This window comes from Streptomyces sp. NPDC002564, assembly GCF_042889645.1.
Classification (GTDB): Bacteria; Actinomycetota; Actinomycetes; order Streptomycetales; family Streptomycetaceae; genus Streptomyces.
In genome coordinates this window covers 419173-442594 of record NZ_JBIARE010000006.1, presented here as the reverse complement: position 1 = coordinate 442594, position 23422 = coordinate 419173, and the positions used below count along the sequence as shown (strand labels likewise).

The window sequence follows — 23422 nt, the reverse complement described above, 5'->3', positions numbered from 1 at the left end:
GTCAGCCGTTGACCCTACTCCTGGCCGTAGGCTCTCAGACAGTCGCACGAAGGAGGAACCGGGTGCCCGTCGAGGTCACATGGTGGGGTCATGCCACTTGCACGGTCGAGGACTCGGGTGTCCGTGTGCTGACCGATCCCCTGTTCGCACGCCGTCTCGCACATCTGCGGCGGCGCAGGGGCGCGCTGCCGCCACCGGATGCCGCGCATGCCGACGTCGTGCTCCTTTCCCACCTGCACGCCGACCATCTGCACGTGCCGTCGCTCGCCCGGCTCACGCCGGGCACCCGTGCGCTGGTCCCGCGCGGGGCCGCGCGGTCGGTGCCCGGTCTGACCCGCCGTCTGCCCCAGCTGCGCTTCACCGAGGTGGTGCCGGGCGACGAGGTGCGGATCGGCGAGGTCGTCGTGCGGGTGGTGTCCGCGCTGCACGACGGGCGCCGGCTGCCCGTCGGCCCGCAGGTGTCGCCCGCCCTCGGGTTCGTCGTGGCGGGTGAGGCGCGGACGTACTTCGCCGGGGACACCGGGCTCTTCGACACGATGGCCGACGAGGTCGGCGAGGTCGACGTGGCGCTGTTGCCGGTCGGCGGCTGGGGGCCCTACCTGGGCCACGGCCACCTGGACGCGGGCCGGGCCGCGGAGGCGCTGGCCCGGATCGCGCCGCGCAGCGCGGTCCCGGTGCACTACGGCACGTACTGGCCGATCGGCATGGACGCGGTGCGCCCGCACGAGTTCCACACGCCGGGTCAGGAGTTCGTCCGCAAGGCCGCCGCGGCCGCCCCCGACGTGACGGTGCACCGGCTCGCGCACGGCGAGAGCGTGCTGCCGGAGGTGGCCAGGTGATGCTCGCCGCGGCGGTGCAGGTGGTGCCGCCGGAGGGCACGCAGCAGGCGCTCGGCTATCCGTCGCTGTTCCTCCTGGTGGTGATCGGCGCGCTGGTGCCGGTGGTGCCGACGGGCGCCCTGGTCAGTTCGGCGGCGGTGGTCGCCTTCCACCAGACGGCGCCGTTCGCGCTGCTCGTCGTCTTCCTCGTCGCGTCGTTCGCGGCGTTCCTCGGTGACGTCGCCCTGTACTGGCTCGGGCGGCGCGGCATGCGCTCCAAGAACGGGTCGCGCTGGCTGGAGGCGATCCGGGACCGGGCGCCGGAGGAGCGGCTCGCGCAGGCGCAGCAGAAGCTGGCGGACCACGGCGTGATGGTGCTCGTGCTGTCCCGTCTCGTGCCCGCGGGGCGGATCCCGGTGATGCTGGCGTGCCTGATGGCGAAGATGCCGCTGCGCCGGTTCGCCCGCGGCGACATCCCGGCGTGCCTGGCCTGGGCGGTGACGTACCAGCTCATCGGCATCCTCGGCGGCTCGCTGTTCAAGGAGCCGTGGGAGGGCGTCGCGGTGGCGGTCGCGCTGACGGTGCTGATCAGCGTGGCGCCCGCGGTGTGGCGCAAGGTCAGGCGGGCCGTGGCCTAGGGGGCGTCTCTCCGATCTTCGTGGACAGGCCGCGGCGTCTGGTGCGGTGCATCGCCGTGCGGCCGGGCCGCCCTCGTACTGGTGGTACGAGGGCGGTCCGGCCGTGCGGCGAGGTGCCGTGCCAGGCGTCGCGGACCCGCGAAGATCGGAGAGACGCCCCCTAGGGCGTGTCGCGAGAGTGGCGTCGTCCGCCCGCAGGGCGGGGGTCGCCGTCGGCTTCCCGGGCCAGGACGCGCGACGCGCCCACCGGCAGGTCCCACAGGTCGTCGCGGGCCAGGCCCGCCTCCTCCCAGGCGGCCCGCACCCGGGTGAGCGGTTCCAGGACGGGTTCGGCGGAGAGCAGGAAGGTGCCCCAGTGCATGGGCGCCATCCGGCGCGCGCCGAGGTCGGCCGCCGCACGGACCGCCTCCTCCGGGTCGCAGTGCACGTCGCGCAGCCACCAGCGCGGCTCGTACGCGCCGATCGGCAGGAGCGCGAGGTCGATGCCGGGGTAGCGGGCCCCGATCCGCTCGAACCAGTGGCCGTAACCGGTGTCGCCGGCGAAGTAGACCCGCTGCCCCCGCGCGTCCGTGAGCACCCAGCCGCCCCACAGCGAGCGGCAGGTGTCGAGCAGGCCGCGCTTGGACCAGTGGTGGGCGGGCACGAAGTCCAGGCGCACCCCGGCCAGTTCGGTTCCCTCCCACCAGTCGAGTTCGGTGACGCGCGCGAAGCGGCGCCGGGTGAACCAGCGGCCGAGACCGGCGGGGACGAAGACGGGGGTGTCCCTGGGCAGTCGGCGCAGCGTCGGCCAGTCCAGGTGGTCGTAGTGGTTGTGGCTGATGACGACCGCGTCGACGCGCGGCAGCGCGCTCCAGGCGACGCCGACGGGGGTGACGCGGGCGGGCGTGCCGAGGATCCTGCGGGACCAGACGGGGTCGGTGAGCACGGTGAGGCCGCCGACGCGGACGATCCAGCTGGCGTGCCCGGCCCAGGTGACGGCGACGGTACGGGCGTCGACGGCCGGCAGCGGGCCGGGCGCGAAGGGCAGCCGCCGGATGTCGGCGCGGCCCTCGGCGCGCGGGCGCAGGGCGCCTTCGCGGGCGAACCGGGCCAGGCCGCGCAGGCCGGGCAGCGGGGCGGTGAGGCGGTCGGCGAAGGACTTCGGCCACCGCCGGGTGCCGCCGGGCGGCCGGGGCGGGGCGAGGACGTGCGGTCCCGGCGCGGGCTGCCCGGTGCCCGGCCGCCGGGGTCTTTCGTGCGCCCGGTCCTGCGCCGGCCGTGCCTGCTGGGTCATCGGGGAGGCTCCATTCGCTGGGCCGCTGCGCGGAGGTCGTCGAAGGCCGCCCCGAAGGCGGTCAACGCCCGGTGCACGTGCGGCAGTTCCAGCGGGTCGGGTGCGGCGAGCGACGCCAGGCGTTCGGCCTGGGTCGTGCCGAGCAGCGGTCCGGTGGACAGCCGTACGCGCAGGGTGTCGATGCCGTCGCCGAAGCGGTGGCCGCCCGGCGCGGGCATGCCGAGCCGGGCCGTGAGGAAGTCCTCCAGGTCCTGCGCGTCGCCGACGCCGCGGGCGGCGAGCGCGGCGCGCAGGGGGTCCAGGTCGGCGTAGAGGTGGCGGCCCGCCTGCGGGGGCCTGGCGAAGGCGCCCGCGGCGAGCAGGGCGGTGCGGGCGGCGGCGGCCACGCGCGCGTGCAGCCGGACCGTGGCGGTGAGCCGCTCGGTGATCTCGTCCGGTTCCCCGAGCGCGTACGCGGCGGCGGCCGCGGCCGGGGCGGCGAGGGTCGCGCCGAGCGCGGTGAGGACGTCGAGGGTGCGGGCGCGCAGCGTCGCGCCCTCGGCGGTGGCGGGGAAGCGGGCGACGGCGGCGGGCAGCGCGGGCGGCAGGAAGGACCCGGCGAGGTCGCTGAGGACGGTGACCCGCTCGTGGTCCATCTCGGCGGGGCCGATCAGGACGGTCTCGCGGGGGTGGTGCAGGGTGTCGCGCCAGGTCTCGTCGCTGACCACGTGCAGGCCCTCGTCGGCGGCGGCCTCCACGGCCGCGTGCAGCACGTCCGGGGGCGGCACGGTGGCGGTCGGGTCGTCGGCGACGCCGAGGACGAGGAGGCGGGGTCTGCCGCCCTCGTCGCGGACCCGGCGGACGGTCTCCAGGAGGGCGTAGGGGTCGGGGACGCCACCGCACTCGGCGGGCGTCGGCACGTGGTAGACGCCGCGGCCGAGGAGCCGCGCCTGGGGCGCCCACCAGGCCGGGCAGGGGCGGGGCAGCAGGACGTCGCCGCCGAGGGCCGCGGTGAGGGCGAGCAGCAGGGTCGGGGCGCCGGGGGCGGCGGCGACCTGGCCGCGCTCGGCGGGCAGGCCGCGGCGGTCCCAGTAGCCGCTCGCCGCGTCCAGAAGTGCGGGACCCGCGCCGGGCGGCTCGCCCGGGGACCGGCCCGCGGCCGCGGCGGCGGCGGCCGCGAGCTCGGGCAGGACGGGAAGGCCCGGCTCGGGCGGGGGCGGCCCGTACCGGACGGGTCCGCGGCCCTCCGTGTCCGTCCGCCGCATCCGTACCTCCGTGCGCTCGCGTCACTCTGTCCTGGTCATGCCCCACAGCGCCGTCGCATATCCGGGCGGGCCGGGACATCGCCGTACCTCTTCGTCCCATGACAACGCGGGCCACCGCCCGGCGCCCGCGCTGGCCTCCGCCCGGGTGAGATCGCGCGCGGGCGTACGGCGGCGGGCGGGCCGTGCGGCGGGGCGGGGCCGGGTGCTCAGCGGGGCGGCGGGACCAGGTCGCGGGCGAGGCCGCGCCCCTGTGTCTCGACCGGCGCGGCGGCGACGGCCGCGAGCTTGCGGTTGCCGGTCTGGGAGAGGGGCCGCGGCACGCCGAACGCGGCCCGCGCGTCGCACCCCAGGACGTGCATGACGATGCCGGACGCCTGGTCCACGACGGGCCGCGTGCGCAGGGACCGCGCCGAGGTGGTCGAGCTCCGTCGGCGCGGCGCGGTGGTGCCGGTCGCGCACGTGGCCGGTCGCGCCGAGGTCATGTCACTGCTCTGCGTCCCGCCGGCCACCGGGCGGGAGGGCCCGGCGGACGGCGTCCTCACCCTGTTCCGCTGCGGTGCGCGGCCGGTCTTCTCGATGGCCGAGGGGCGGGCGGCCGACGTGCTGTCCCGGCACATGGCGCTCGCCGCCCGGCGTGGCGTGGCCGCCCGGTGGGGAGCGCGGGCGGCCGCGCCGGTGGCCGGCGGCGCGTCAGGCCGCGTCGCGCAGGACCTGGTCGCGCAGGCGGTCGCAGCAGCGGCTGATCAGCCGGGAGACGTGCATCTGCGAGATGCCCATCTCGTCGGCGATGCGGCTCTGCGTCATGTCCCCGAAGAACCGCATGTAGAGGATGGTCCGCTCGCGCTCGGGCAGTTGCGCGATGCGCGGCTTGACGGCCTCGCGGTCGACGACGATGTCGAGCGCGGGGTCGGGGCCGCCCAGGGCGTCGCTGAGCGAGTAGCCGTCCTCGCTGCCCGGGAGTTCGGCGTCCAGGGAGAGCGCCGTGAAACTGTCGAGCGCCTCGAGCCCCGCCTTCGCGTCCTCCTCGCTCATCTGCGCGTGCGCGGCGATCTCGGCGAGGGTGGGCGAGCGGCCCGAGACCTGCTGGGCGAGGTCCTGGCGGGCGAACCGTACGCGGTTGCGCAGGTCCTGGACGCGACGCGGCACGTGCAGCGTCCACATGTGGTCGCGGAAGTGCCGCTTGATCTCACCGGTGACGGTCGGCACCGCGTAGCTCTCGAAGGCGGTGCCGCGCCGCGGGTCGTAGCGGTCGACGGCCTTCACCAGGCCGAGGGCCGCGACCTGGCGCAGGTCGTCGAGGGACTCGCCCCGGTTGCGGAACCGCCCCGCGAGCCGCTCGGCCATCGGCAGCCATGCCTGGACGATCTCCTGGCGCAGCGCGTCCCGGTCGGGCCCGGCGGGCATCTCGACGAGGCGGGCGAAGGCGTCCGCCGTGTCGGGGGCGTCGTCGTGCGGGTGACGCTTGGTCCGGGTGGGCGTGATGGTGCTGGTGTGGGATCGCATGGTGCGTCGCAACTCCCTTGTGGAGGCGTGCCTGGGTGGGCGGTCACCGTGGGAGATGCGTGCGGTCGGATGTCGACGGAGCACACCCGGGGGGTGAGCGACGCGGTCGCTCCCACGGACGTGCCTCCGGTCCGAAGCACTGTTCTTTCCGCCTGCCCCGGGCTTCCTGCGACAAACACCGCCGGGTACGGACCGGGCATGAGCGGGCGGTCCAGGGGTACTTGCCGTCAGGTTCACCGCTTCGTACGCACCACGGATTCCACGCTTCGTACGCACCACGGACGCGTACGCACCACGGACCCAGGCAGGGAGGGCACGCCCATGGCCGCTTTGGTGAGGGACGTCATGACGCCGGGCGTCGTGGCGGTACGCCCCGAGGCCTCGCTCGTCGAAGCGGCGCAGCTGATGCGCGCCCAGGACGTCGGCGGGGTGCTCGTCGCCCTGGACGGCCGGGTGCTCGGTGTGCTCACCGACCGGGACATCGCGCTGCGCGCGGTGGCCGACGGCGCCGACCCGCTGACGGTCAGCGCGCAGGCCGTCTGCACGCCCGACCCGGTGGTCGTGGCGCCGGACGACGCGGTGTCACGGGCGGACGGCCTGATGCGCGACCACGCGGTGCGCAGGCTGCCCGTCGTCGAGGACGGCCTGCCCGTGGGCATGGTGACCCTCGGCGACCTCGCGCGGGCGCAGGACCCGTCGTCGGCGATGGCCGACATCAGCAGGGCGGCGCCGGAGGGCGGGCCGGGACCGCGCTAGGGCGTGTTTCGGAAGTGGCGTCGTCCGCCCGCCGAGCAGACGGGACTTTCGAAACACGCCCCAGCCGCGGGGTGCCCGGCGTGCCGTGTCGTTGCGCGGTCCCCGCGCGCGGGGACCGTAGAAAGGCAACCGTGCACCGCCCGAGGCCCGTACGGCGACCGCGCCCGGCGGGATCGGGGACCCGGTCCGGGTGCGGAGCGATCTTCCCGTGTCGTCCCGTTCCGCGCGGGTACCCGGCGCGGAGATCACCCGTAACGTCGCACGGAGGAAACATGCAACTGGCCTTCCTCAACCCGCTGTTCGAGCACCCGGGCCCCTGGGCCTCGGTCTATGTCGACCTGTCACGTCCCGGTTCGACGCCCGCCCGGCGGTCCCTGGAAGCCGACGCCGTCCTCAAGAGTCTCGTCGCGCAGGAGGCGGACGAGCCGACCGTCCGGGCCGTGGACGGCGCGCTGCGGGAGCTGCGCGACTCCCGGGAGCCGGTGGGGCGCGCCCTGTTCGCCGCCCAAGGGGAGATCGTCCTGGACCGACCGCTGACCGTGCCGCCGGGCGGCACGCGGGCGCTGTGGGGGACGCTCCCCCACGTCGCCCCGCTGCTCGAACTCGCCGACGACGACCCGGTCTGCCTGGTCGCCGCCGTCGACCGGCGCGGCGCCGACCTCGAACTGCGCGGCTCCCGCGGCACCGAACCCGCCGGGCGGGTGACCACGCGGCAGCCCGCGGTGCCCGGCACGGACACCGCGTCCGAGGACTCCGAGCCGCCCGCGCCGGTCTCCGCCGAGTACAGCTGGGAGCAGAACGCCGAGCTGATCGCCGAGGCCGTCACCGCCCGTCAGGAGCGGTCCGGCGCCGAGCTGGTGGTCCTCGTGGGCGACGAGCGCGTGCGGCGCGCGGTGCACGACCGGCTGCCCCGGCACCTGCTCCCCCGCACCGTCGAGTCCGGCCACGGCGGGCGCTCGGCGGGCTCCGCGACCCGGCTGCTCGACGACGACGTGGAGCGGGCCAGGCAGGCGCACGTGCGCGGGCGCACCGAGGGCGAGCTGGAGCGGTTCGCCGCGGCCCGCGCCACCGACGGCGAGCGGGCCGGGGCCGCCGAGGGCGTCCCCGCGCTGGTCGAGGCCGCCCGCGAACACCGCATCGCCGAACTGCTCGTGCGTCCCGCGGGCCCCGACGCGCACCGCACGGTGTGGATCGGCCGCGCGCCGGACCAGCTCGCTACGCGGCGCACGGACACCCGTTTCCTCGGCGAGCCCGAGCCGGCGCCGGCCCGCGCCGACGACGCGTTGCTGCGCGCGGCGGCCGCGACCGGTGCCGCCGCCCTGGCGGTGCGCTCCGAACGGACGCCCGAGGGCGGGCTCGGGGCGCTGTTGCGGTGGTCCTAGGCCATCGGATGAAGGGGCGTGACAGGCCGGCCGTCCGTGACGTACTGGTCTGGACGGTCCTGCTGTTCGCCCTGTACGTGGTGTTCGTCGGCCCGCTCTCCGTGCTCGAACTCGGCGTCGGCGCGGGCCTCGCCGTGCTCGGCGCGCTGGCGGGGCGCGCCGTGCGGCGGGCCTCCGGCGTGCGGGTCGGCGGCCTCGGCCGGTGTCTCGCCGCGCTGCGGGTCTGGCCGGTCGCCTGTGCGACGGAGCTGGCCGGGCTCTGCGGTGCGGTGGCCCGTGCGCTGCGCGGGCGTCCGGCGGACGGGCGGTGGCGGACGGTGCGGCTGCGCCCGGACGTCGGCCCCGCGTGGGCGGCCACACTGCTGTCGTCGACGCCGGGGGCGTACGTGGTGGACTCGGCGGACCGGGACCTGACGCTGCGGTCGCTGACGCCCGGTACGTCGCGGTTGGAGCGGGCGCTGTGCCCGGCGGAGGGCACGGAGCGCACGGGGGGTGGCGGGGACGCCTCGGGCGACCGGGTCGGGAGCGATGGGTGCACCGGCGCCGAGGGGCCGCCCGGGACCGACGGCGGGCAACCCGGCGCCGACGAGCGGCCAGGAACCGACGATGGGCGACCCGGCGCCGACGGGCAGCCAGGAACCGACGACGGGCAACCCGGCGCCGACGGTCCGCGTGCGGCGGGCGGTTCCTCGTGAACGGCTGGCTGTGCGCGGCTCTCGTGCTGCTCGTGTGCGGTCTCGGACCGGCCCTGTGGGTCGCCTGCCGGGGCCCGGCGGCCGAGCGCCTGGTGGGGCTCGCCTTCGCCTCCACCTGCGCACCCGCCGTGTTCCTCGCCCTGGCCGAGGGCTACGGCCGCCCCTCGTACGCGGATGTCGCCCTGGTCGCCGTCGTGCTGGGCCCCGTCGGGGTGCTGGTGTTCGCCCGCTGCCTGCCCGAGGAGGACTGACCGTGCGGCATGTCTGTGCGCTGGCGCTGCTGACGGCCGGAGTCGCCGTACTGCTGCTGTCGGCCCTCGCGCTGCTCGTCCTCGACCGTCCGTACGGGCGGCTGCACGCGCTGGCGCCCGCGGCCTCGATCGGTGTGCCGCTCGTGGCGCTCGCGGCGGCGGTGGAGACCGGGCCGGGGCGCGCGGCGGTCAAGCTGCTCGTCCTGGCCCTGGTGTCCGCGGCCGGTGGCCCCGCCACGACGATCGCGGTGGCCCGGGCCCAGGCGCGCGGGCCCGTCCCGCCGCGCGAGGAGGCCGCGCCGTGACCCCGTCGGACCTGCCGCTCGTCGCGGCGCTGCTGCTGGTGGCGGTCGCCGCGACCGTCGCCGTGCTGACCCGTGACCCGGTGCGTCAGGCCGTGGTCCTCGCCGTGCTGGGGCTGCTGCTCGCCCTGCTGTTCCTGCTGCTGCACGCGCCCGACGTGGCGCTCTCGCAACTGGCGGTGGGCGCGGCCGTGACACCGCTCCTGATCCTGCTGACGGCACGGTCGCTGCGCAGGGCGGCCGTCCGCGACGGGAAGCGCGGCGACGGGCCCGCGCGGGACCGCGGCGCAGGCCGGCCCGCACCGGCGGGCTCCCCCGACGGCTCCGCGCCCGGTGACGCGTCCCGGTCCGGCGAGGGAGAGGCATGACCCGCCGGACCAGAACCCTGCTCTTCCTCGTCTCCGCCGCGGTGTTCGCCGGCTGCTTCGCCCTGGCCTGCCTGCGGCTGCCACCCTTCGGCACCGCCGAGCACCCCTACGGCGCCCGGGCGGTGGCCGCCTCCCTCGACCGGCACACCGCGAACGTCATCGCCTCGGTCACCTTCGACCAGCGCGGCCTGGACACGCTCGGCGAAGAGGCACTGCTCTTCGCCGCCGTGCTCGGCGCCGTGGTGCTGCTGCGGCGGGCCCGCGACGAACACACCCACGACCCCGAGCCGGTGGACGTGCAGCCCGCCATCGGTCTGTTCGGCGCGCTGTCCCTGCCGGTGACGCTGCTGGCCGGCGGCTACGTGGTGGCGCACGGGCAGCTGACGCCCGGCGGCGGATTCCAGGGCGGCATCGTGCTGGCGACCGGCCTGCACCTGGCCTACCTCGCCGCCGACTACCGGGTCCTGAAGCGGGTGCGGCCGCTCGCCGCGCTGCACGCCGCCGACGCGATCGCCGCGGGCGCGTTCGTGGCGCTCGGCTTCACCGGCCTCCTCGCGGGCGCCGCCTACCTGGAGAACGTGCTGCCGCTCGGCACCTTCGGGGACCTCGCGTCGGGCGGGCTCGTGCCCCTCCTGAACGCCGCCGTCGGCGTGGAGGTGGGCTCGGGGATCGTCGTGCTCCTCGCGCACTTCCTGCAGCAGGCGCACGAGATGGAGTCGCGGCAGGCCTCACCGGGCACGCCGGACGACGCACACGAGAAGGAGACGGGAGAAGCGCGTTGAGCACGCTGCCCTTTCTGGTGGCCGGCTGGATCTTCCTGGTCGGTCTTTACGGCCTGGTGACCAGCCGCGACCTGATCCACACCGTCGGCTGCCTGTCGGTCACCCAGGCCAGCACGTACGTGCTGCTGCTCGGCGTCGGCTACCGGGACGACGCCTCCGCACCGGTGTTCGCCGACGTCCCGGTGCACACGCCCGTGGTGGACCCGGTGGTGCAGGCGATGGCGCTGACCGACGTCGTCGTCGGGGCGACCGTCACCGCGCTGCTGCTCGCGCTGGTCCTGCAGATCCGCAAGCGGCACGGCACCATCGACCCGGACCACCTCGGCGAGCTGCGCGGATGAGCGCGGGCGCCGCCCTGCCCCTGGCGGTCGTGCTGCCGCTGCTCGGCGCGGTCCTGCTGGTGCTCGCCGGGCGCGGGCTGCCGCGGCTCGCCACCGACGTCCTCGCCGCCGCCTTCGCGGTCGCGGTGATCATCGACCTGACGGTGCTGTGGGGGCGTACCCACGGGACGCGGGTCGTGGAGTGGGCGGGCGGCTGGCGCCCGCGCGAGGGGCACGGCGTGGGCATCGTGCTGGCCGGCGACCGGATCGGGGTGGGCGTCGCCCTGCTCGCCGCGCTGCTCGTGCTCTCGGTGATCGCCTACTCCTGGCGGTACTTCGAGGAGCTGCCGCGCGGCCACCCGGGGATCTTCCCGGCGCTGGTGCTGCTCTTCGAGGCGGGCGCGTGCGGCTTCTCGCTCACCGGCGACCTGTTCAACTCCTTCGTCTTCGTGGAGCTGATGGGGGTGGCCGCGGTCGCCCTGACCGGCTACCGCATCGAGGACGCCCGGCCGCTCCAGGGCGCCCTGACGTTCGGCATCGTCAACGCCCTCGCGGGCTGCTGCATGCTGCTCGGCATCGGTCTGCTGTACGCGCGCACCGGCGAGCTCGGCTTCGCGCAGATCGGCACGCGGCTCGCCGCGGGCACACCGGACGCGCTGGTGGGCTGTGCCGCCGCCCTGGTCCTGACGGGCCTGCTGGTCAAGTCCGCCGCCGCGCCCTTCCACTTCTGGCACGCGGACGCCCACACGGTCGCGCCGACCCCGGTGAACATGCTGCTCGCCGCGGTGATGGTGCCGCTCGGCGTGTACGGCGTCGCGCGGGTGTCCTCGGTGACCTTCGGCGGCCCCGGCGGCCTGCCGGCGTCCGTGCACGGACCGCTGCTGACCGCCGCGGGAACGGTGACGGCGCTGCTCGGCGCGGTGATGTGCTGGCAGCAGCGCAACCTCAAGCGGCTGCTCGCCTTCACCACGGTGGCGCACGCGGGCCTGCTCCTCATCGGCATCGCCCCGCTCGCCGCCGACGGGCTCGCGGGCACGGCCGTGTACGCCGCGGGGCACGCCGGGGTGACCGCGGCGCTGTTCGCGTTCACCGGGATCCTGCTCGCCCGGTACGGCTCGGTGGACGAGCGCGAGCTGCACGGCCAGGGGCGCGAACTGGCCGTCACCGGTGCGCTGTTCCTCGTCGGCGGGCTCGCGCTGGCCGGTCTCCCGCCGTTCGGCACGGCGCTCGGCAAGTCCCTCACCGAGCATGCGGCGGCCCGCGGTTACGGCTGGCTGCCCGCCGTGTTCGTGCTGGTCTCCGCGGTCACCGGGGCCGCCGTGCTGCGCGCCGGACTGCGGATCTTCTTCGGCACGGGCGTCCGCGTGGAGCCGGGGCCCGCCGAGGAGATGACCGGGGCGCGCGAGGAGCCCGAGGTCACCGGGGCGGCGGCCCGCAGCGTGCCGCGCCCGATGCTGGCCGCGCCCCGGCTGCTGCTCGCCGCCGCGCTCGCGGTCGGCGTGCTGCCGGGTGTGGCGCACGCGCTGGCGGACGGGGCCCGGCTCTTCGCCGACCGCGCCGGGTATGTGGCGGCGGTACGGGGCGTGCCCGCACCGCCGGCCGGCGCCTTGCCGCACACCGGGTGGACGAAGGAGGGCCTGCTGTACGGGGTGCTGTCCGCCGCGCTCGCCGGCGCACTCGCGCTCGCCGCCGTCCACCGCCCCAGTCTCGTCCCGCACCGCCTGGTCCGCCCGCTGCTGCGCCTGCACTCGGGGCGGGTCGGCGACTACATCAGCTGGCTGGCGGCCGGGCTCGCCGCCCTCACGCTGACCTTGGTCGTCGCGGTGCGGTGAACGCCCGACGGGGTGCGGCCCGCGCCGGTCAGGGCCTGCGGGCGGCGGCGGCCAGGCGCAGGGAGACCGCGCCGCCCCGGCCGGCGCCGCCGGGGTGCACGTGCTCCCGGTCCCACCAGTCGGCGTCGCCGTCCTCGATGTAGCGCAGCAGGATCCCCTCGCGCAGCGCCCAGGGGCAGACGGTGACCGCCTCGATGCCGGTCAGCTTCATCGCCGTGTGGGCGACGACGGCACCGGCCACGCACTGCTCGGCGCGGGCCGCCGAGATCCCCGGCAGGTGCGCCCGCTCCTCGGCGGGCAGCCGGGCCAGCTCCCGCAGCGCGTCGCCCAGCTCGGCCCGGCCCAACTGCCTTTCCACGAAAGGCCCGTAGCGGCCGGGCGCCGCCCCGCACAGCCGGGCGAGCTGCTGGAACGTACGGGAGGTGGCGACGGCGGTGTGCGGCATCTCCCAGCGGATCCGCGCGGCGACGTCCCGCAGTTGGTGGCGCACCTGGCGCCGGACCGCCTTGAGGTGCTCCTCGCGGGGCGGGTCCTGGCCGTCGAAGAGCTCCCGGGTCAGCCGTCGTGCGCCCAGCGGAAGCGACGCCGCGTAGTCCGGCAACCGGCTGCGGCCGAAGGCCACTTCGAGGGAGCCGCCCCCGATGTCGAACAGCACCAGCGGCCCGGCGCGCCAGCCCATCCAGCGCCGGGCGGCCAGGAACGTCAGCTCCGCCTCGGCCTCGCCGGACAGGGTGCGCAGGCGGATCCCGGTGTCCGCCTCGACCGCGGCGAGCACCCCGTCCCGGTTCGGGGCGTCCCGCACGATCGAGGTGGCGAAGGCGAACGGCTCCGCCACGCCCCACCGGTGGGCCTCCTCCTGCACGTCCCGTACGGCGGCGGCCAGCGCGCGGACCGACTCCTCGGCGAGGTGCCCGTCGCCGTCCACGTGTTCGGCCAGTCTCAGGCGTCTCTTCATCGTGTGGACCGGCAGCGGCACTTGCCCGTCGGCATCCGCGACGACCAGGCGCACCGTGTTCGAGCCCACATCCACCACTCCGACTCTCATGCGCACCAGGGTCCCTCGTCGCGCGGCCCGGCGGGCGGCGAAAAGGGATCACCGGCAGGTGGACCGGCGCCGGGGCGGTGCGAGGCCGGTGTCACATCCTGCGCCCCAGGAGGTTCAGGAGCTCGGTCTGCGCATCCGCGTCGGGCGGCGGCTGGACCGCGGGGGCGAAGAGACCGCTCTTCTCCAACTCGGCGGCGTACGGGCTGACTTCACCCAGCGCGAAGTCCACGAGACCGGCGGGCAGCGCCTCGTCGGCACCGATCGCGCGGGACAGGTCCCAGGCGTGCACCACGAGGTCGGTGGTCATCTGGCCGCAGTAGAAGGCGGCGGAGGTCTCGCCGAAGGAGAGCCGCACCGTGCGGTCCAGGGCGCCCGCCGCGCGGAAGGCGGCACGGGAGGCGGCGGCCGCGGTGTCCCAGGACGTGACCGGGTCGGGGCCGAGCACGTCGCCGTCGAAGGCGTCGCCGACGGACTCCGTGGTGGCGCCGTCGCGCACCAGCGGCGGCACCCAGAGCTGTTCGGACGTGAGGTGGGCGACCAGGTCGCGCACGGTCCAGTCGGTGCAGGGGGTGGCGTCGTCCCACTGGCCCGCGCCGACGGCGTGCACCCGGTCGGTGAACAGGTCGAGCGCCTCGGCGTGCCGGGCGAGCAGGGACCTGCGATCCGCCCCGTCCGCGGTGCCTCGGCCGTCCGTCCCCTCGGTGTCCTCGGCGCTCGTGCTTGCCCCGGTGTCCTTCGCGTCGCTCATGAGTCCGCGGTTCCCCTCTCCCGCGCGCCCGCGCGGGTCCGGCCGCTCGCCACCGACCTGCGCGGATGGCGCCGCAGGTACTCGCCCTCCAGCGCCGCCATGCGCTCGTCGTGGGCGCGCAGGGCGTCGTTCGAGCCGTGCAGCAGCGTGGTGTGGCGGGTGCGGTGGATCGTCTCCAGCTCCTTGATGAGCTGTTGGTCGTCCAGCCTGCCCGGATCGACTCCGTCCATGGACCGCTCCGATCGCCGTGTCGCGTCGCTCCTCGCCCCGGGTGGCCGCCCGGCCCGTCCTCTCCAGCATGCACCGCACTGGGTCCGCGCGCGCCCCGCGCGGGCGCACCCGTGGGCGCGCGGGCCCGGGGTTGGCCGGAAACGACAGGTCCTGGAGGGGAGGCAGGGGGCGCTGTTCCGGCGTCCACAGATGCGGCAGAGCTATTCCGAACGGAAGGACCCGCCCACGTGTCTCACCGCGCACCGCGACGCCGTCTCCTACCGCTTCTCGCCCTCGGCGCGACCGTCGCGCTGACCCCCGGCCTGGTCGGCGCCACGGCCTCGGCCGCACCCCGGCCGCACACCGCCCCGGCCACGGACCGGCCGGGGACCGCCGGGACCGCCCCGGCCCCGCCGGACCGCTTCACCCGGCAGACGCCGGACTGGCACAGATGCGGCGCGGACACCCCCGCCGCCTACCAGTGCGCCACCCTGAAGGTGCCCCTCGACCACCGCGCCCCCGGCGGCGCCACCCTCGACCTCGCGATATCCCGGATCGAGGCGGGCGACCCGGAGCGGCGGCGCGGTGTGCTGCTGTCCAACCCGGGCGGGCCGGGCGGCGTCGGGCTCGACCTCCCGCTGTACTTCGCCGAGCAGATGCCCGAGGCGGTCACCGACCGCTACGACCTGATCGGCTTCGACCCCCGCGGCGTCGGCGCGAGCTCCCCCGTGAACTGCGGCCTGACCGAGTCCGAGCGGCAATGGCCGCGCAACTACCGGCCGTTCGACCGGAACGTCGCCTGGGCCAGGACCGTGGCGGACAAGTGCCGCGAGAAGGCGGGCGCCACGCTGGCACACCTCACCACCCGCAACACCGCCCGGGACATGGACATCCTGCGGGCCGTCCTGGGCGAGAAGAAGATCTCGTACTTCGGCGTCTCGTACGGGACGGCCCTCGGGGCCGTCTACGCCCAGCTGTTCCCCGGGCGCGCCGACCGGTTCGTCCTGGACAGCGCCGTCGACCCGAAGCTGATGTGGCGCGACATGTTCCGGGTGTGGGCCCCGGAGGTCGAGCCGGCGTTCCGGCGGTGGGCGCGGTGGACCGCGGCGCATGCCGGGCGGTACGACCTGGGCAGGACCCCGGCCGAGGTGCGCGCGACGTTCTGGGGTCTGGTGGAGCGGGCCGACCGGGACCCGATCGTGGTGGGCGACGCGAAGCTGACGGGCGCCGACGTGCGCGCCGTGCTGCGGCGCGAGTTCTTCACCGTCCGCGGGGCCGCCGAGCTCGTCGGGGTCCTCAGGGACGCCGCCGCGGGCAAGCCGGTGCCCGAGTTCCCGACCCCGCCGGAGATCCCGGACAACGGCGTGTCGGCGCTGTGGGCCGTGGTGTGCGGGGACGCCGCGTCGCCGCGCGATCCGGGGAGGTACCTGCGCGACTCGGTCCGCGACGCCGCCCGCTATCCGCTGTTCGGCGACTTCGCGTCGAACATCACGCCGTGCGCCTTCTGGGACGCCCCGGTCGAGCCCCTGACCAGGGTGGACAACGAGGTCGGCACGCTGATCCTGCAGAACGAGTGGGACTCGCAGACCCCGCTGTCCGCGGCGCGGGGCATGCACCGCGCCCTCAAGGGCTCCCGGATGGTGACCGTCGACGAGGGCGAGGGGCACGGCGTCGCGTACGGCATGGCGGCGGGTCCCGCGAACCGGTGCGCGCAGGACACCGCCACGTCCTACCTGGTCACCGGCCGGCTGCCGGGCAAGGACGTGACGTGCCGGGCGACCCCGGGAACCGGGCGCGGCGAGGCGGCGCACCCGGTCTTCGGCTGACCGTCCGACGCCCGCGCGGGGCGCGGGGGCGGCGGGTCTACCGCACGCGGTCGACCCGCCGCTCGTCCCACACCGGCTCCGGCGTCTCACGGACCCGGCCGTCGCTGCCGAACACCAGGTAGCGGTCGAAGGAGCGGGCGAACCAGCGGTCGTGGGTGACGGCGAGGACCGTGCCCTGGAAGGCCTCAAGGCCTTCCTGCAGGGCCTCCGCGGACTCCAGGTCGAGGTTGTCGGTGGGCTCGTCCAGGAGCAGCGCCGTGCAGCCCTGCAGTTCGAGCAGCAGGATCTGGAAGCGGGCCTGCTGGCCGCCGGAGAGCCGGTCGAAGTTCTGCTCGGCCTGCTGGGTCAGTTCGTAGCGCCGCAGCCGGGACATGGCGGCGCCGCGGTCCTGCGCGTGCTCGCGCCACAGGATGTCCAGGAGCGGGCGGCCCATCAGCTCCGGGTGGGAGTGGGTCTGCGCGAAGTGGCCCGCCACGACGCGCGCGCCGAGCTTCCAGAAGCCGGTGTGCTCGACCGGCCGGTCCGGGTCGCCGGCGAGCAGGCGCAGGAAGTGCGACTTGCCCGAGCCGTTCGACCCGAGGACGGCGACCCGCTCGCCGTAGAAGACCTCCAGGTCGAAGGGCTGCATCAGGCCGGTCAGTTCGAGCGCCTCGCAGGTCACCGCGCGCACGCCGGTGCGCCCGCCGTGCAGGCGCATGGTGATGTCCTGCTCGCGCGGCGGCTCGGGCGGCGGGCCCGCCTCCTCGAACTTGCGCAGCCGGGTCTGGGCCGCGTGGTAGCGGGAGGCCATCTCGTGGCTGACGTCGGCGGCCTGGCGCAGGGTGCGCACGAGCTTCTTGAGCTGCTCGTGCTTCTCGTCCCAGCGGCGGCGCAGCTCCTCGAAGCGCGCGAAGCGCTCCTTGCGGGCCTCGTGGAAGGTCTCGAAGCCGCCGCCGTGCACCCAGGCGTCGGCGCCCTCGGGGCTCCGCTCGACGCTGACGATCTTCTCGGCGGCGCGGGCGAGCAGCTCCCGGTCGTGGGAGACGAACAGGACGGTCTTGCGGGTCTCCTTGAGCTGCCCCTCCAGCCAGCGCTTGCCGGGCACGTCGAGGTAGTTGTCCGGCTCGTCGAGCAGCAGCACCTCGTCGGTGCCGCGCAGCAGGGCCTCCAGGACCAGGCGCTTCTGCTCGCCGCCGGAGAGCGTGCGGACCTCGCGGAACTGCGCCTTGTCGTACGGGACGCCGAGGGCGGCCGTGGTGCAGATGTCCCAGAGCGTCTCCGCCTCGTACCCCTGGACCTCGGCCCAGTCGGAGAGGGCCTGCGCGTACCGCATCTGGGCGGCCTCGTCGTCGACCGTCATGATCAGGTGCTCCGCGGCGTCCACGGCCGCGGCGGCCTCCCGGATCCGCGGCTGGGAGACGGAGACGAGCAGGTCGCGCACGGTGCTCTCGTCGCGTACGGAGCCGACGAACTGCGGCATCACGCCGAGGCCGCCGCTCACGGTGACGGTGCCGCCGTGCGGCTGGAGCTCGCCGGAGATCAGGCGGAGCAGGGTCGTCTTGCCCGCGCCGTTCGCCCCGACCAGGGCCACGACCGCTCCCTCGCCGACCCGGAAGGAGACGTCGCCGAGCAGCGCCCGCCCGTCCGGCAAGTAGTACTCGAGGTGTGCGGCTTCCAGATGTCCCATGAGCGGGATTGTCCGTGGCCGGGGGGTGCGCGGGCAAACCGTTTGCGTGCCCGGGCCGCCGGGAGCCGGTCCGCGGCGTCGCGGGTCCGGCGCCTGAAGCGGGGCACGGTGGGTACGCGGGGGCCATGTGCGCTGACTCCCCGGACGTCTCCGGCATCGACCTGTCCCGCCCCGCCGCCGGGCGCCGCCCCTTCATGACCCGGCTGATCGCCCTCGACAGCAGGCTCTTCGACGCGGTCGCCACCCGGCACTGGCCGGGCGCCGACCGCGTGCTGCCCCGGCTCAGCCGTGGCGCCAACCACGGTGTGCTCTGGTTCGCGGCGGCCGCGGGGATCGCCGCGACCGGCTCGCCGCGGGCGCGGCGCGCCGCCGTGCGCGGGGTGGCCTCGCTGGCGCTGGCCTCGGCGACCATCAACACGCTGGGCAAGCGTTCGGTGCGCCGCCCGCGGCCGGTCCTGGACACGGTGCCGCTGATCCGGCAGCTGAAGCGGCAGCCGATCACCACGTCCTTCCCCTCGGGCCACTCGGCGTCCGCCGCCGCGTTCGCCACGGGCGTGGCGCTGGAGTCGCGGGGCTGGGGCGTGGCCGTCGCGCCGCTGGCGGCCGCCGTCGCGGTGTCCCGGATCTACACCGGGGCGCACTTCCCGAGCGATGTCCTGGTGGGCGCGACCCTCGGGGTGGGCGCGGCGTTCGCGGTGCGCGGCCTGGTGCCGACGGGGGACCGTGCCGCCGCGCCGGGGAGCCCGGTGGCGGCGCCCGCGCTGCCGGGCGGCGCGGGCCTGGTCCTGGTGGCGAACGCGGGGGCGCGTACCGCGCGGCGCGTGCGGGCGCTGAGCGACGCGCTGCCCGAGGCGGAGGTCGTGGTGGCCGAGCCCGCCGACGTGGGGGCCGAGCTGGAGAAGGCGGCGGCCCGCGCCAGGGTCCTCGGCGTGTGCGGCGGCGAAGGCTCCGTGCACGCGGCGGCCAGGGTGGCGCTGCGCCACGACGTGCCGCTCGCGGTGCTGCCCGGCGGTACGGCGGGCGGCCTCACGGCGGACCTCGGGGTCCAGGACGCGCGAGACCTGTCCGCCGCGCTGGAGGCGGGGGACGCGGTCACCGTGGACGCCGGGCACTTCACGGCCGGGGAGACGGCCGGGACCGGCACCGCGTCCGGCGGCGCGGCCGCCTCGGGTCCGGAGGCGCTGACCGTCTACCGTCCGCTCCCGGCTGCCCGCTGACCAGCACTCCGGTGCCCACATACTGATACGCAGGTCTCACCATTCGGCATGGCGACGTACGGTGCTCCCACCACGTCCACTCCCAGCACGCCCACGAAGGGGAGCATCGCCATGCCGAAGGAGACCGCCGTCTACACGCACGGGCACCACGAGTCCGTGCTGCGTTCCCACACCTGGCGCACCGCCGCCAACTCGGCCGCGTACCTGCTCGGTTCGCTGCGCCCGCACATGACGGTCCTCGACATCGGCTGCGGCCCCGGCACCATCACCGCCGACCTGGCGGCGCTGGTCCCCGAGGGCCGGGTCACGGGCGTGGACCAGGCCCCCGACATCCTGGACCGGGCCCGCGCCACCGCCGCCGAACGCGGCCTGGAGAACGTCGGGTTCGCCGTCGCGGACGTGCACGACCTCGACTTCCCCGACGACAGCTTCGACGTCGTGCACGCCCATCAGGTGCTGCAGCACGTGGGCGACCCGGTGCAGGCGCTGCGCGAGATGCGGCGGGTCTGCAGGCCGGGCGGTCTCGTCGCGGTGCGCGACGCGGACTACCGGGCGATGACCTGGTATCCGGAGGTGCCCGCCATGGACGACTGGCTGGACCTGTACCGGCGGGTGGCCCGCGCCAACGGCGGCGAGCCCGATGCGGGGCGGCGCCTGAAGTCCTGGGCGCTGGCGGCCGGTTTCACGGACATCACCGCGACCGCGGACACCTGGTGCTACAGCACCGAGGAGGAGCGCGCCTGGTGGAGCGAGCTGTGGGCGGACCGCACGGTCGCCTCCGCGTACGCCGGGCGCGCGGTGGGCGGTGGTCACACCGACGCGGCGGGGCTGCGCACCGTCTCGGCGGCGTGGCGGGAATGGGGCGCGCGGAAGGACGCGTGGTTCGCCGTGCTGAACGGCGAGGTCCTCTGCCGGAAGTAGTCCGGCCGGCTCCCGCCGCCCCGTCTCACTCCCGGGGAAGCAGCGGGCCCAGCGGCCCGAGGTCCAGGTTCAGGTCCTCGGGCCGCAGCCCGTACCGGTTGCGGAGTTCGGCCATCCGGTCCTCCAGGAGCATCAGCGTCAGGCCGATCCGCTCCTCCTGGTCCTCGCTCAGCTCACCGGTGTCGAAGCGGCGTACCGCCTGCCGCTCCATCAGCTGACGGAGCAGTTCGACGACCGTCAGGACGAGCTTCACCAGGTCCCGCTCCACGGTGTCGGGGTCGAGGTCCATCCGTTTGCGGCCGTCCTGCCGGCCCTGCTGGTCCTGCTGGTCCTGCTGGTCCTGCTGGTCCTGCTGGTCCTGCTGGTCCTGCTCCATGGTCACTCCAACTCCGGCCACGGTGACGGCACCTGTTCGTTCACCGAGCTGATCAGGGCCTTGAGGTCGATGCGTACGAGATCGACGTCCGCGATCCGCAGGGTGACGTCGCCCGCGATGACGACACCGCCCGCGAGGAGCCGGTCCAGCAGGTCGACCAGGGCGATTTCCCGGCGCTCGACGACGGTCATGCGCGGCTCTTCCCGTCGGCGGTCCCGGCGCTCCCCGTGTCCGCACCGTCGTCGCCGGTGAAGGAATACGCCGCCCACGGGCCCGTCAGTTCCACCCGCAGACCGTGCACCTCGTCCTCGTCGTCCTTGGTGCGGTCCACCAGCTCGACGAATTCCTCCGAGTCCGCGCGGGGCACCAGATAGGCCGCGTTGAGGATGTTGCGGCCCGGCGCGCGGGAGAGGGACTGGTTCTGCGGCGCGTGCAGCCGGCTGTCGTCGGCCTGGCGCGCCAGCGCGTCGTGCAGGCGCCGGGCGAAGCCCTCGGCCACCTGCCAGCGCTCGTCCTGGGCCGTGCGCTGCGTGCGGCGGCTGCGCAGGTAGTCGCGCCCGCTGGCGGGCTTGGCCGGCGCGGCGGCCGACGGCTCGTCGGACGTCACCGGGTCCATGTGGACCTTGACGCCCCACTCCACCCGGCCGTCGATCCGCTCCAGGACGCGGTGGAAGCGCTCCGCGCCCTCCTCCAGCATCGCGCGGACGCCGTCGTCGTCCCGGAAGACGGTCGCCAGGCGCAGCGGCAGCGGGCAGGTGACGGCGGTCAGCGCGTCGATCGCCCGCTGGTGCGCGCGGGCCGTGTCGGAGAGCCAGTCCAGGTCCTCCAGGTGCGCGCGCAGCGCCGCCTCCGCGAAGTCGCGCTCCGGCACCGGGCCGACCAGCGCCACCAGGCCCGCGTGGGCGATCTGGTGCGGCGGCACGCCGCCGACCCCGGTGAGGTCGGCGGCGAGCGGTGCGGTGAGCGGGCGGCAGACCGCATAGACGTAGGTCAGAACGTCCTCGCGCGGCCCGTCGCCCTGCCGTTCATCGTTCACGGCGTTCACGGGTCTCCTTCTTCTTCTCGGCCGGCTCCAGGGCCATCCGGTCCTCGAGCTCGGCCAGGCGCTGCTTCAACTCTTCGTTCTCCCTGGCGAGTTCACCGCTGCGCGCACCCGTGGACAGGGCCGGATCGTTCTCCCACCAGTCGATGCCCATCTCCTTGGCCTTGTCGACCGAGGCGACGATGAGGCGGAGCTTGATGGTGAGCAGTTCGATGTCGAGCAGGTTGATCTTGATGTCACCGGCGATGACGATGCCCTTGTCCAGGACGCGTTCGAGGATGTCGGCCAGGTTGGCACCGCCCCCGTCGTGTCCGTAGGGGTCGGGCAGTCGGCCCGCAGCCGTGGTCATCGGCGGCTCCGCCCGCCGCCGCTGCCGGACTCGGCGTACTCACGCCGCTTGTCGTCCTCGGCGTCTTCGGCGTCCTCGGCGTCCTCGTACTCGTCCTCGGGCTCGCCCTCGGGCAGGTCCTCGTCCTCGAGGTCCTCCTCGTACTCCGCCTCGGGCTCCTCCTCGGGCTCCTCTTCGTCCTCGTACTCCTCGACCGGTTCGCCGTCCTCGTCGTACTCGGACTCCGCGTCGTCGTACTCCTCGGCGTCCTCGTCCGTCTCGGCGGTGGCCTCGTCGGCGTCCTCGTGTTCGTCCTGGCCGTCGAGTTCGTCCTGCTCGCGCTGTTCCTCTTCCTCGGCCACGGCGTCCTCGTGGGTGCGCACGACCTCGCCGTCGCGGATCTCGCCGCGCCAGCCGTCGCTCGCCTCACCGCGCATCGAGATGTGCCGGGCGTAGTTCTTGAGGTCCAGGCGGGCCCGGCGGCCCTGGGCGCGCCAGATGTTGCCGGTCTTCTCGAAGAGTCCCTTGGGGTAGTACTCGATGATCAGCAGGACCCGGGTGATGTTGTCGCCCAGCGCGTGGAAGGTCACCACGCCCTTGGTGGTGCCCTTGGCGCCCTCCGAGGTCCAGGTGATCCGCTGGTCGGGCACCTGCTCGGTGGTGTGCGCCTTCCAGCTCCGGCTGGACCAGAACACCTTCAGCTGCCAGTCCGAGTCCGTGTCACTGGCCACCGAGGCGCTCTTGACACCCTTGGCGAACGTCGAGAACTCCTGGTACTGCGTCCACTGGTCATAGGCGTCCCGCAACGGCACACCCACATCGATGGACTCCAGGATCACCGTGGGCTTCTGCCCACCCCCACCCTTCTTCCGCTTGCCGCCCAGCCCCTTGAAGGTGTCCTTGACCTTGTCCTTCAAGTGCGTGCCGCCGATCTCCAGCGCGCTGCGCACCGGGCCCTTTCCCTCGGCGACCTTCTTGCCGGCCTGCATGGCCAGCTTGCCGAAGCCGGGACTGTTGCCCTCGGCGATGTCGTTCAGCTTGGTGGTGGCGCCGCCGAGCTTGTGGCCCACGCCGACGAGCGCGCGCTCGACCTGCGCCATGAGGTAGGCCTGCGCCTCGTCCTTCAGACGGTCCACGGCCGGGCTCTGCGTGATGTTCTTCAAGGGCGAGTCAGCCATGATCGCTGTCTCCCTTCGTACGGCCGCCCGAGGTGCGGGCCGAAGAGGTCCTGCGGGCGGTGCCGCGCGCCGCCGCGGTGGACTTCTTCTGGGCGGTCTTGCGGGCCGTCTTCTGCGCGGTCTTCTTGGCCGGGGCCTTCTTCGCCGTCTTGGCGGCGGCGGTCTTCGCCGCGGGCTTGGACGCCGTCCGCTTGGACGGGGCCTTCTTGCGCGGCCCGGACTCCTCGTCCCGGCCGGAGTCCCGGCCCCTGTCCTCGTCGGCGTCCTCCGCGTCGTCGTCCGCCTTCTCGGCCTCGACGTCGTCGTACTCGTCGGCCTCGTCGGCCTCGTCGTCGTCCTTCACGACGGTGCCCTTGACGGTCTTCTTGACGTCGTCCGGCGCCACGCCCGCGATGCGGTCCTGCACGCCGAGCGTGCGGTCGTGCAGGCGGTCGGCGAGCCCTTCGAGCTGCCGGTTGAGGAGGTTGCCGGTGGCAGCCTTGCCCACGCCCCGCAGATCCTGGCGCAGCTGGTCGCCTATCTCCTTGAACTGCGGGTTGTTCTCCAGCTGCTGGGTCACCATCGCCCCCAGCGCCTTGGGACTCAGATTGAGTCGCTTGCCGGCCACCATCGAGCCGACGGCGAACGCGAACTTCGCCTTCTTCGTCCTGCCGAGGACGTATCCCGCGCCCACGGCGAGGCCTACTGCCAGTCGGTTCATT

General features: G+C 75.0%; 27 protein-coding genes and 1 pseudogene. 14 read left to right on the top strand and 14 right to left on the bottom strand.

All coding sequences use genetic code 11. The features are described 5' to 3' along the window. Positions 1–62 precede the first annotated feature (62 nt). Complete coding sequence (locus ACFYXE_RS23670; protein WP_389315307.1) at positions 63–839, top strand: MBL fold metallo-hydrolase; 777 nt, start codon at positions 63–65, stop codon at positions 837–839. Continuing rightward, complete coding sequence (locus ACFYXE_RS23665) at positions 839–1456, top strand: DedA family protein (RefSeq protein WP_389315305.1); 618 nt, start codon at positions 839–841, stop codon at positions 1454–1456. Before ACFYXE_RS23670 ends, ACFYXE_RS23665 begins: the two co-directional genes overlap by 1 nt. A gap of 160 nt (positions 1457–1616) precedes the next feature. Here ACFYXE_RS23665 and ACFYXE_RS23660 read toward each other — a convergent pair whose 3' ends face one another. The 4 genes from ACFYXE_RS23660 to ACFYXE_RS23645 all read right to left on the bottom strand — a co-directional run bounded on the left by ACFYXE_RS23660 (position 1617) and on the right by ACFYXE_RS23645 (position 5476). Continuing rightward, positions 1617–2729 carry an MBL fold metallo-hydrolase gene (locus tag ACFYXE_RS23660; protein WP_389315303.1) on the bottom strand — a complete coding sequence of 371 codons (1113 nt, stop codon included), beginning with the start codon at positions 2727–2729 and terminating at the stop codon, positions 1617–1619. Then, the gene (locus ACFYXE_RS23655; protein ID WP_389315301.1) at positions 2726–3973 is read right to left on the bottom strand and encodes an aminotransferase class I/II-fold pyridoxal phosphate-dependent enzyme; all 1248 of its coding nucleotides are present in this window, start codon (positions 3971–3973) and stop codon (positions 2726–2728) included. Before ACFYXE_RS23655 ends, ACFYXE_RS23660 begins: the two co-directional genes overlap by 4 nt. A gap of 206 nt (positions 3974–4179) precedes the next feature. Continuing rightward, a complete protein-coding gene (locus ACFYXE_RS23650; protein WP_389315299.1) occupies positions 4180–4455 on the bottom strand; it encodes an ANTAR domain-containing protein in 276 nt (91 codons plus the stop codon). A 208-nt stretch (positions 4456–4663) separates the two neighbouring features. After that, complete coding sequence (locus ACFYXE_RS23645) at positions 4664–5476, bottom strand: RNA polymerase sigma factor SigF (RefSeq protein WP_361178332.1); 813 nt, start codon at positions 5474–5476, stop codon at positions 4664–4666. A gap of 321 nt (positions 5477–5797) precedes the next feature. Between ACFYXE_RS23645 and ACFYXE_RS23640 the strand changes: the two genes are divergently transcribed. The 9 genes from ACFYXE_RS23640 to ACFYXE_RS23600 all read left to right on the top strand — a co-directional run bounded on the left by ACFYXE_RS23640 (position 5798) and on the right by ACFYXE_RS23600 (position 12164). After that, positions 5798–6232: a CBS domain-containing protein gene (locus ACFYXE_RS23640; protein ID WP_389315297.1), complete on the top strand. Its 435-nt coding sequence runs from the start codon at positions 5798–5800 to the stop codon at positions 6230–6232. Positions 6233–6504: 272 nt separating this feature from the next. Next, positions 6505–7614: a hypothetical protein gene (locus tag ACFYXE_RS23635; protein ID WP_389315295.1), complete on the top strand. Its 1110-nt coding sequence runs from the start codon at positions 6505–6507 to the stop codon at positions 7612–7614. 8 nt (positions 7615–7622) lie between these two features. Next, positions 7623–8309 carry a hypothetical protein gene (locus tag ACFYXE_RS23630; RefSeq protein WP_389315293.1) on the top strand — a complete coding sequence of 229 codons (687 nt, stop codon included), beginning with the start codon at positions 7623–7625 and terminating at the stop codon, positions 8307–8309. Continuing rightward, on the top strand, positions 8306–8560 hold the full coding sequence (locus ACFYXE_RS23625) for a monovalent cation/H+ antiporter complex subunit F (RefSeq protein WP_389315291.1): 255 nt from the start codon (positions 8306–8308) through the stop codon (positions 8558–8560). The genes ACFYXE_RS23630 and ACFYXE_RS23625 overlap by 4 nt, the downstream gene beginning before the upstream one ends. A gap of 2 nt (positions 8561–8562) precedes the next feature. Continuing rightward, entirely contained in the window at positions 8563–8865 is a 303-nt protein-coding gene (locus ACFYXE_RS23620) for a monovalent cation/H(+) antiporter subunit G (RefSeq protein WP_389315289.1), read from the top strand. Then, on the top strand, positions 8862–9230 hold the full coding sequence (locus ACFYXE_RS23615; protein ID WP_389315287.1) for a Na(+)/H(+) antiporter subunit B: 369 nt from the start codon (positions 8862–8864) through the stop codon (positions 9228–9230). Before ACFYXE_RS23620 ends, ACFYXE_RS23615 begins: the two co-directional genes overlap by 4 nt. Then, positions 9227–10012 carry an MnhB domain-containing protein gene (locus ACFYXE_RS23610; protein ID WP_389315285.1) on the top strand — a complete coding sequence of 262 codons (786 nt, stop codon included), beginning with the start codon at positions 9227–9229 and terminating at the stop codon, positions 10010–10012. The genes ACFYXE_RS23615 and ACFYXE_RS23610 overlap by 4 nt, the downstream gene beginning before the upstream one ends. Beyond that, positions 10009–10353 carry a sodium:proton antiporter gene (locus ACFYXE_RS23605; RefSeq protein ID WP_389315283.1) on the top strand — a complete coding sequence of 115 codons (345 nt, stop codon included), beginning with the start codon at positions 10009–10011 and terminating at the stop codon, positions 10351–10353. The genes ACFYXE_RS23610 and ACFYXE_RS23605 overlap by 4 nt, the downstream gene beginning before the upstream one ends. Further along, positions 10350–12164: a complex I subunit 5 family protein gene (locus ACFYXE_RS23600; RefSeq protein ID WP_389315281.1), complete on the top strand. Its 1815-nt coding sequence runs from the start codon at positions 10350–10352 to the stop codon at positions 12162–12164. Before ACFYXE_RS23605 ends, ACFYXE_RS23600 begins: the two co-directional genes overlap by 4 nt. A 28-nt stretch (positions 12165–12192) precedes the next feature. Here ACFYXE_RS23600 and ACFYXE_RS23595 read toward each other — a convergent pair whose 3' ends face one another. From ACFYXE_RS23595 to ACFYXE_RS23585, 3 genes are all read right to left on the bottom strand, one after another. Next, positions 12193–13209, bottom strand: a complete 1017-nt coding sequence (locus ACFYXE_RS23595; RefSeq protein ID WP_389315279.1) for a Ppx/GppA phosphatase family protein — start codon at positions 13207–13209, stop codon at positions 12193–12195. A 91-nt stretch (positions 13210–13300) separates the two neighbouring features. Beyond that, complete coding sequence (locus tag ACFYXE_RS23590) at positions 13301–13957, bottom strand: TIGR03086 family metal-binding protein (protein WP_389315277.1); 657 nt, start codon at positions 13955–13957, stop codon at positions 13301–13303. After that, entirely contained in the window at positions 13954–14187 is a 234-nt protein-coding gene (locus ACFYXE_RS23585; RefSeq protein WP_389315275.1) for a DUF6158 family protein, read from the bottom strand. The genes ACFYXE_RS23590 and ACFYXE_RS23585 overlap by 4 nt, the downstream gene beginning before the upstream one ends. A gap of 228 nt (positions 14188–14415) precedes the next feature. Here ACFYXE_RS23585 and ACFYXE_RS23580 point away from each other — a divergent pair, with 228 nt between their 5' ends. Then, positions 14416–15993 carry an alpha/beta hydrolase gene (locus tag ACFYXE_RS23580; protein WP_389315273.1) on the top strand — a complete coding sequence of 526 codons (1578 nt, stop codon included), beginning with the start codon at positions 14416–14418 and terminating at the stop codon, positions 15991–15993. A 37-nt stretch (positions 15994–16030) separates the two neighbouring features. Here ACFYXE_RS23580 and ACFYXE_RS23575 read toward each other — a convergent pair whose 3' ends face one another. Next, positions 16031–17659, bottom strand: a complete 1629-nt coding sequence (locus ACFYXE_RS23575) for an ATP-binding cassette domain-containing protein (RefSeq protein WP_361178345.1) — start codon at positions 17657–17659, stop codon at positions 16031–16033. 125 nt (positions 17660–17784) lie between these two features. On the opposite strand from ACFYXE_RS23575, the pseudogene ACFYXE_RS23570 reads away from it, so the two are divergent. Both ACFYXE_RS23570 and ACFYXE_RS23565 read left to right on the top strand, forming a co-directional pair. Next, positions 17785–18795: pseudogene (locus ACFYXE_RS23570) on the top strand (bifunctional phosphatase PAP2/diacylglycerol kinase family protein); the annotation flags it as partial. A gap of 192 nt (positions 18796–18987) precedes the next feature. Continuing rightward, positions 18988–19797 (top strand): class I SAM-dependent methyltransferase, encoded by an 810-nt coding sequence (locus ACFYXE_RS23565; protein WP_389315271.1) that lies wholly within the window; start codon positions 18988–18990, stop codon positions 19795–19797. A 25-nt stretch (positions 19798–19822) separates the two neighbouring features. Here the strand turns inward: ACFYXE_RS23565 and ACFYXE_RS23560 are convergent, their stop codons facing one another. From ACFYXE_RS23560 to ACFYXE_RS23535, 6 genes are all read right to left on the bottom strand, one after another. Then, the gene (locus tag ACFYXE_RS23560) at positions 19823–20086 is read right to left on the bottom strand and encodes a gas vesicle protein K (protein WP_389315558.1); all 264 of its coding nucleotides are present in this window, start codon (positions 20084–20086) and stop codon (positions 19823–19825) included. Between the two features lie 89 nt (positions 20087–20175). Beyond that, positions 20176–20364, bottom strand: coding sequence for a gas vesicle protein (locus tag ACFYXE_RS23555; protein ID WP_361178350.1), 189 nt, complete (start codon positions 20362–20364; stop codon positions 20176–20178). Continuing rightward, complete coding sequence (locus tag ACFYXE_RS23550; protein WP_389315269.1) at positions 20361–21209, bottom strand: GvpL/GvpF family gas vesicle protein; 849 nt, start codon at positions 21207–21209, stop codon at positions 20361–20363. Before ACFYXE_RS23550 ends, ACFYXE_RS23555 begins: the two co-directional genes overlap by 4 nt. Then, positions 21199–21564, bottom strand: a complete 366-nt coding sequence (gene gvpJ / locus ACFYXE_RS23545) for a gas vesicle protein GvpJ (protein WP_361178354.1) — start codon at positions 21562–21564, stop codon at positions 21199–21201. The genes ACFYXE_RS23550 and gvpJ overlap by 11 nt, the downstream gene beginning before the upstream one ends. Next, a complete protein-coding gene (locus tag ACFYXE_RS23540) occupies positions 21561–22721 on the bottom strand; it encodes an SRPBCC family protein (RefSeq protein ID WP_389315267.1) in 1161 nt (386 codons plus the stop codon). The genes gvpJ and ACFYXE_RS23540 overlap by 4 nt, the downstream gene beginning before the upstream one ends. Beyond that, positions 22714–23421, bottom strand: coding sequence for a DNA primase (locus tag ACFYXE_RS23535; RefSeq protein WP_389315265.1), 708 nt, complete (start codon positions 23419–23421; stop codon positions 22714–22716). Before ACFYXE_RS23535 ends, ACFYXE_RS23540 begins: the two co-directional genes overlap by 8 nt. Position 23422 lies beyond the last annotated feature (1 nt).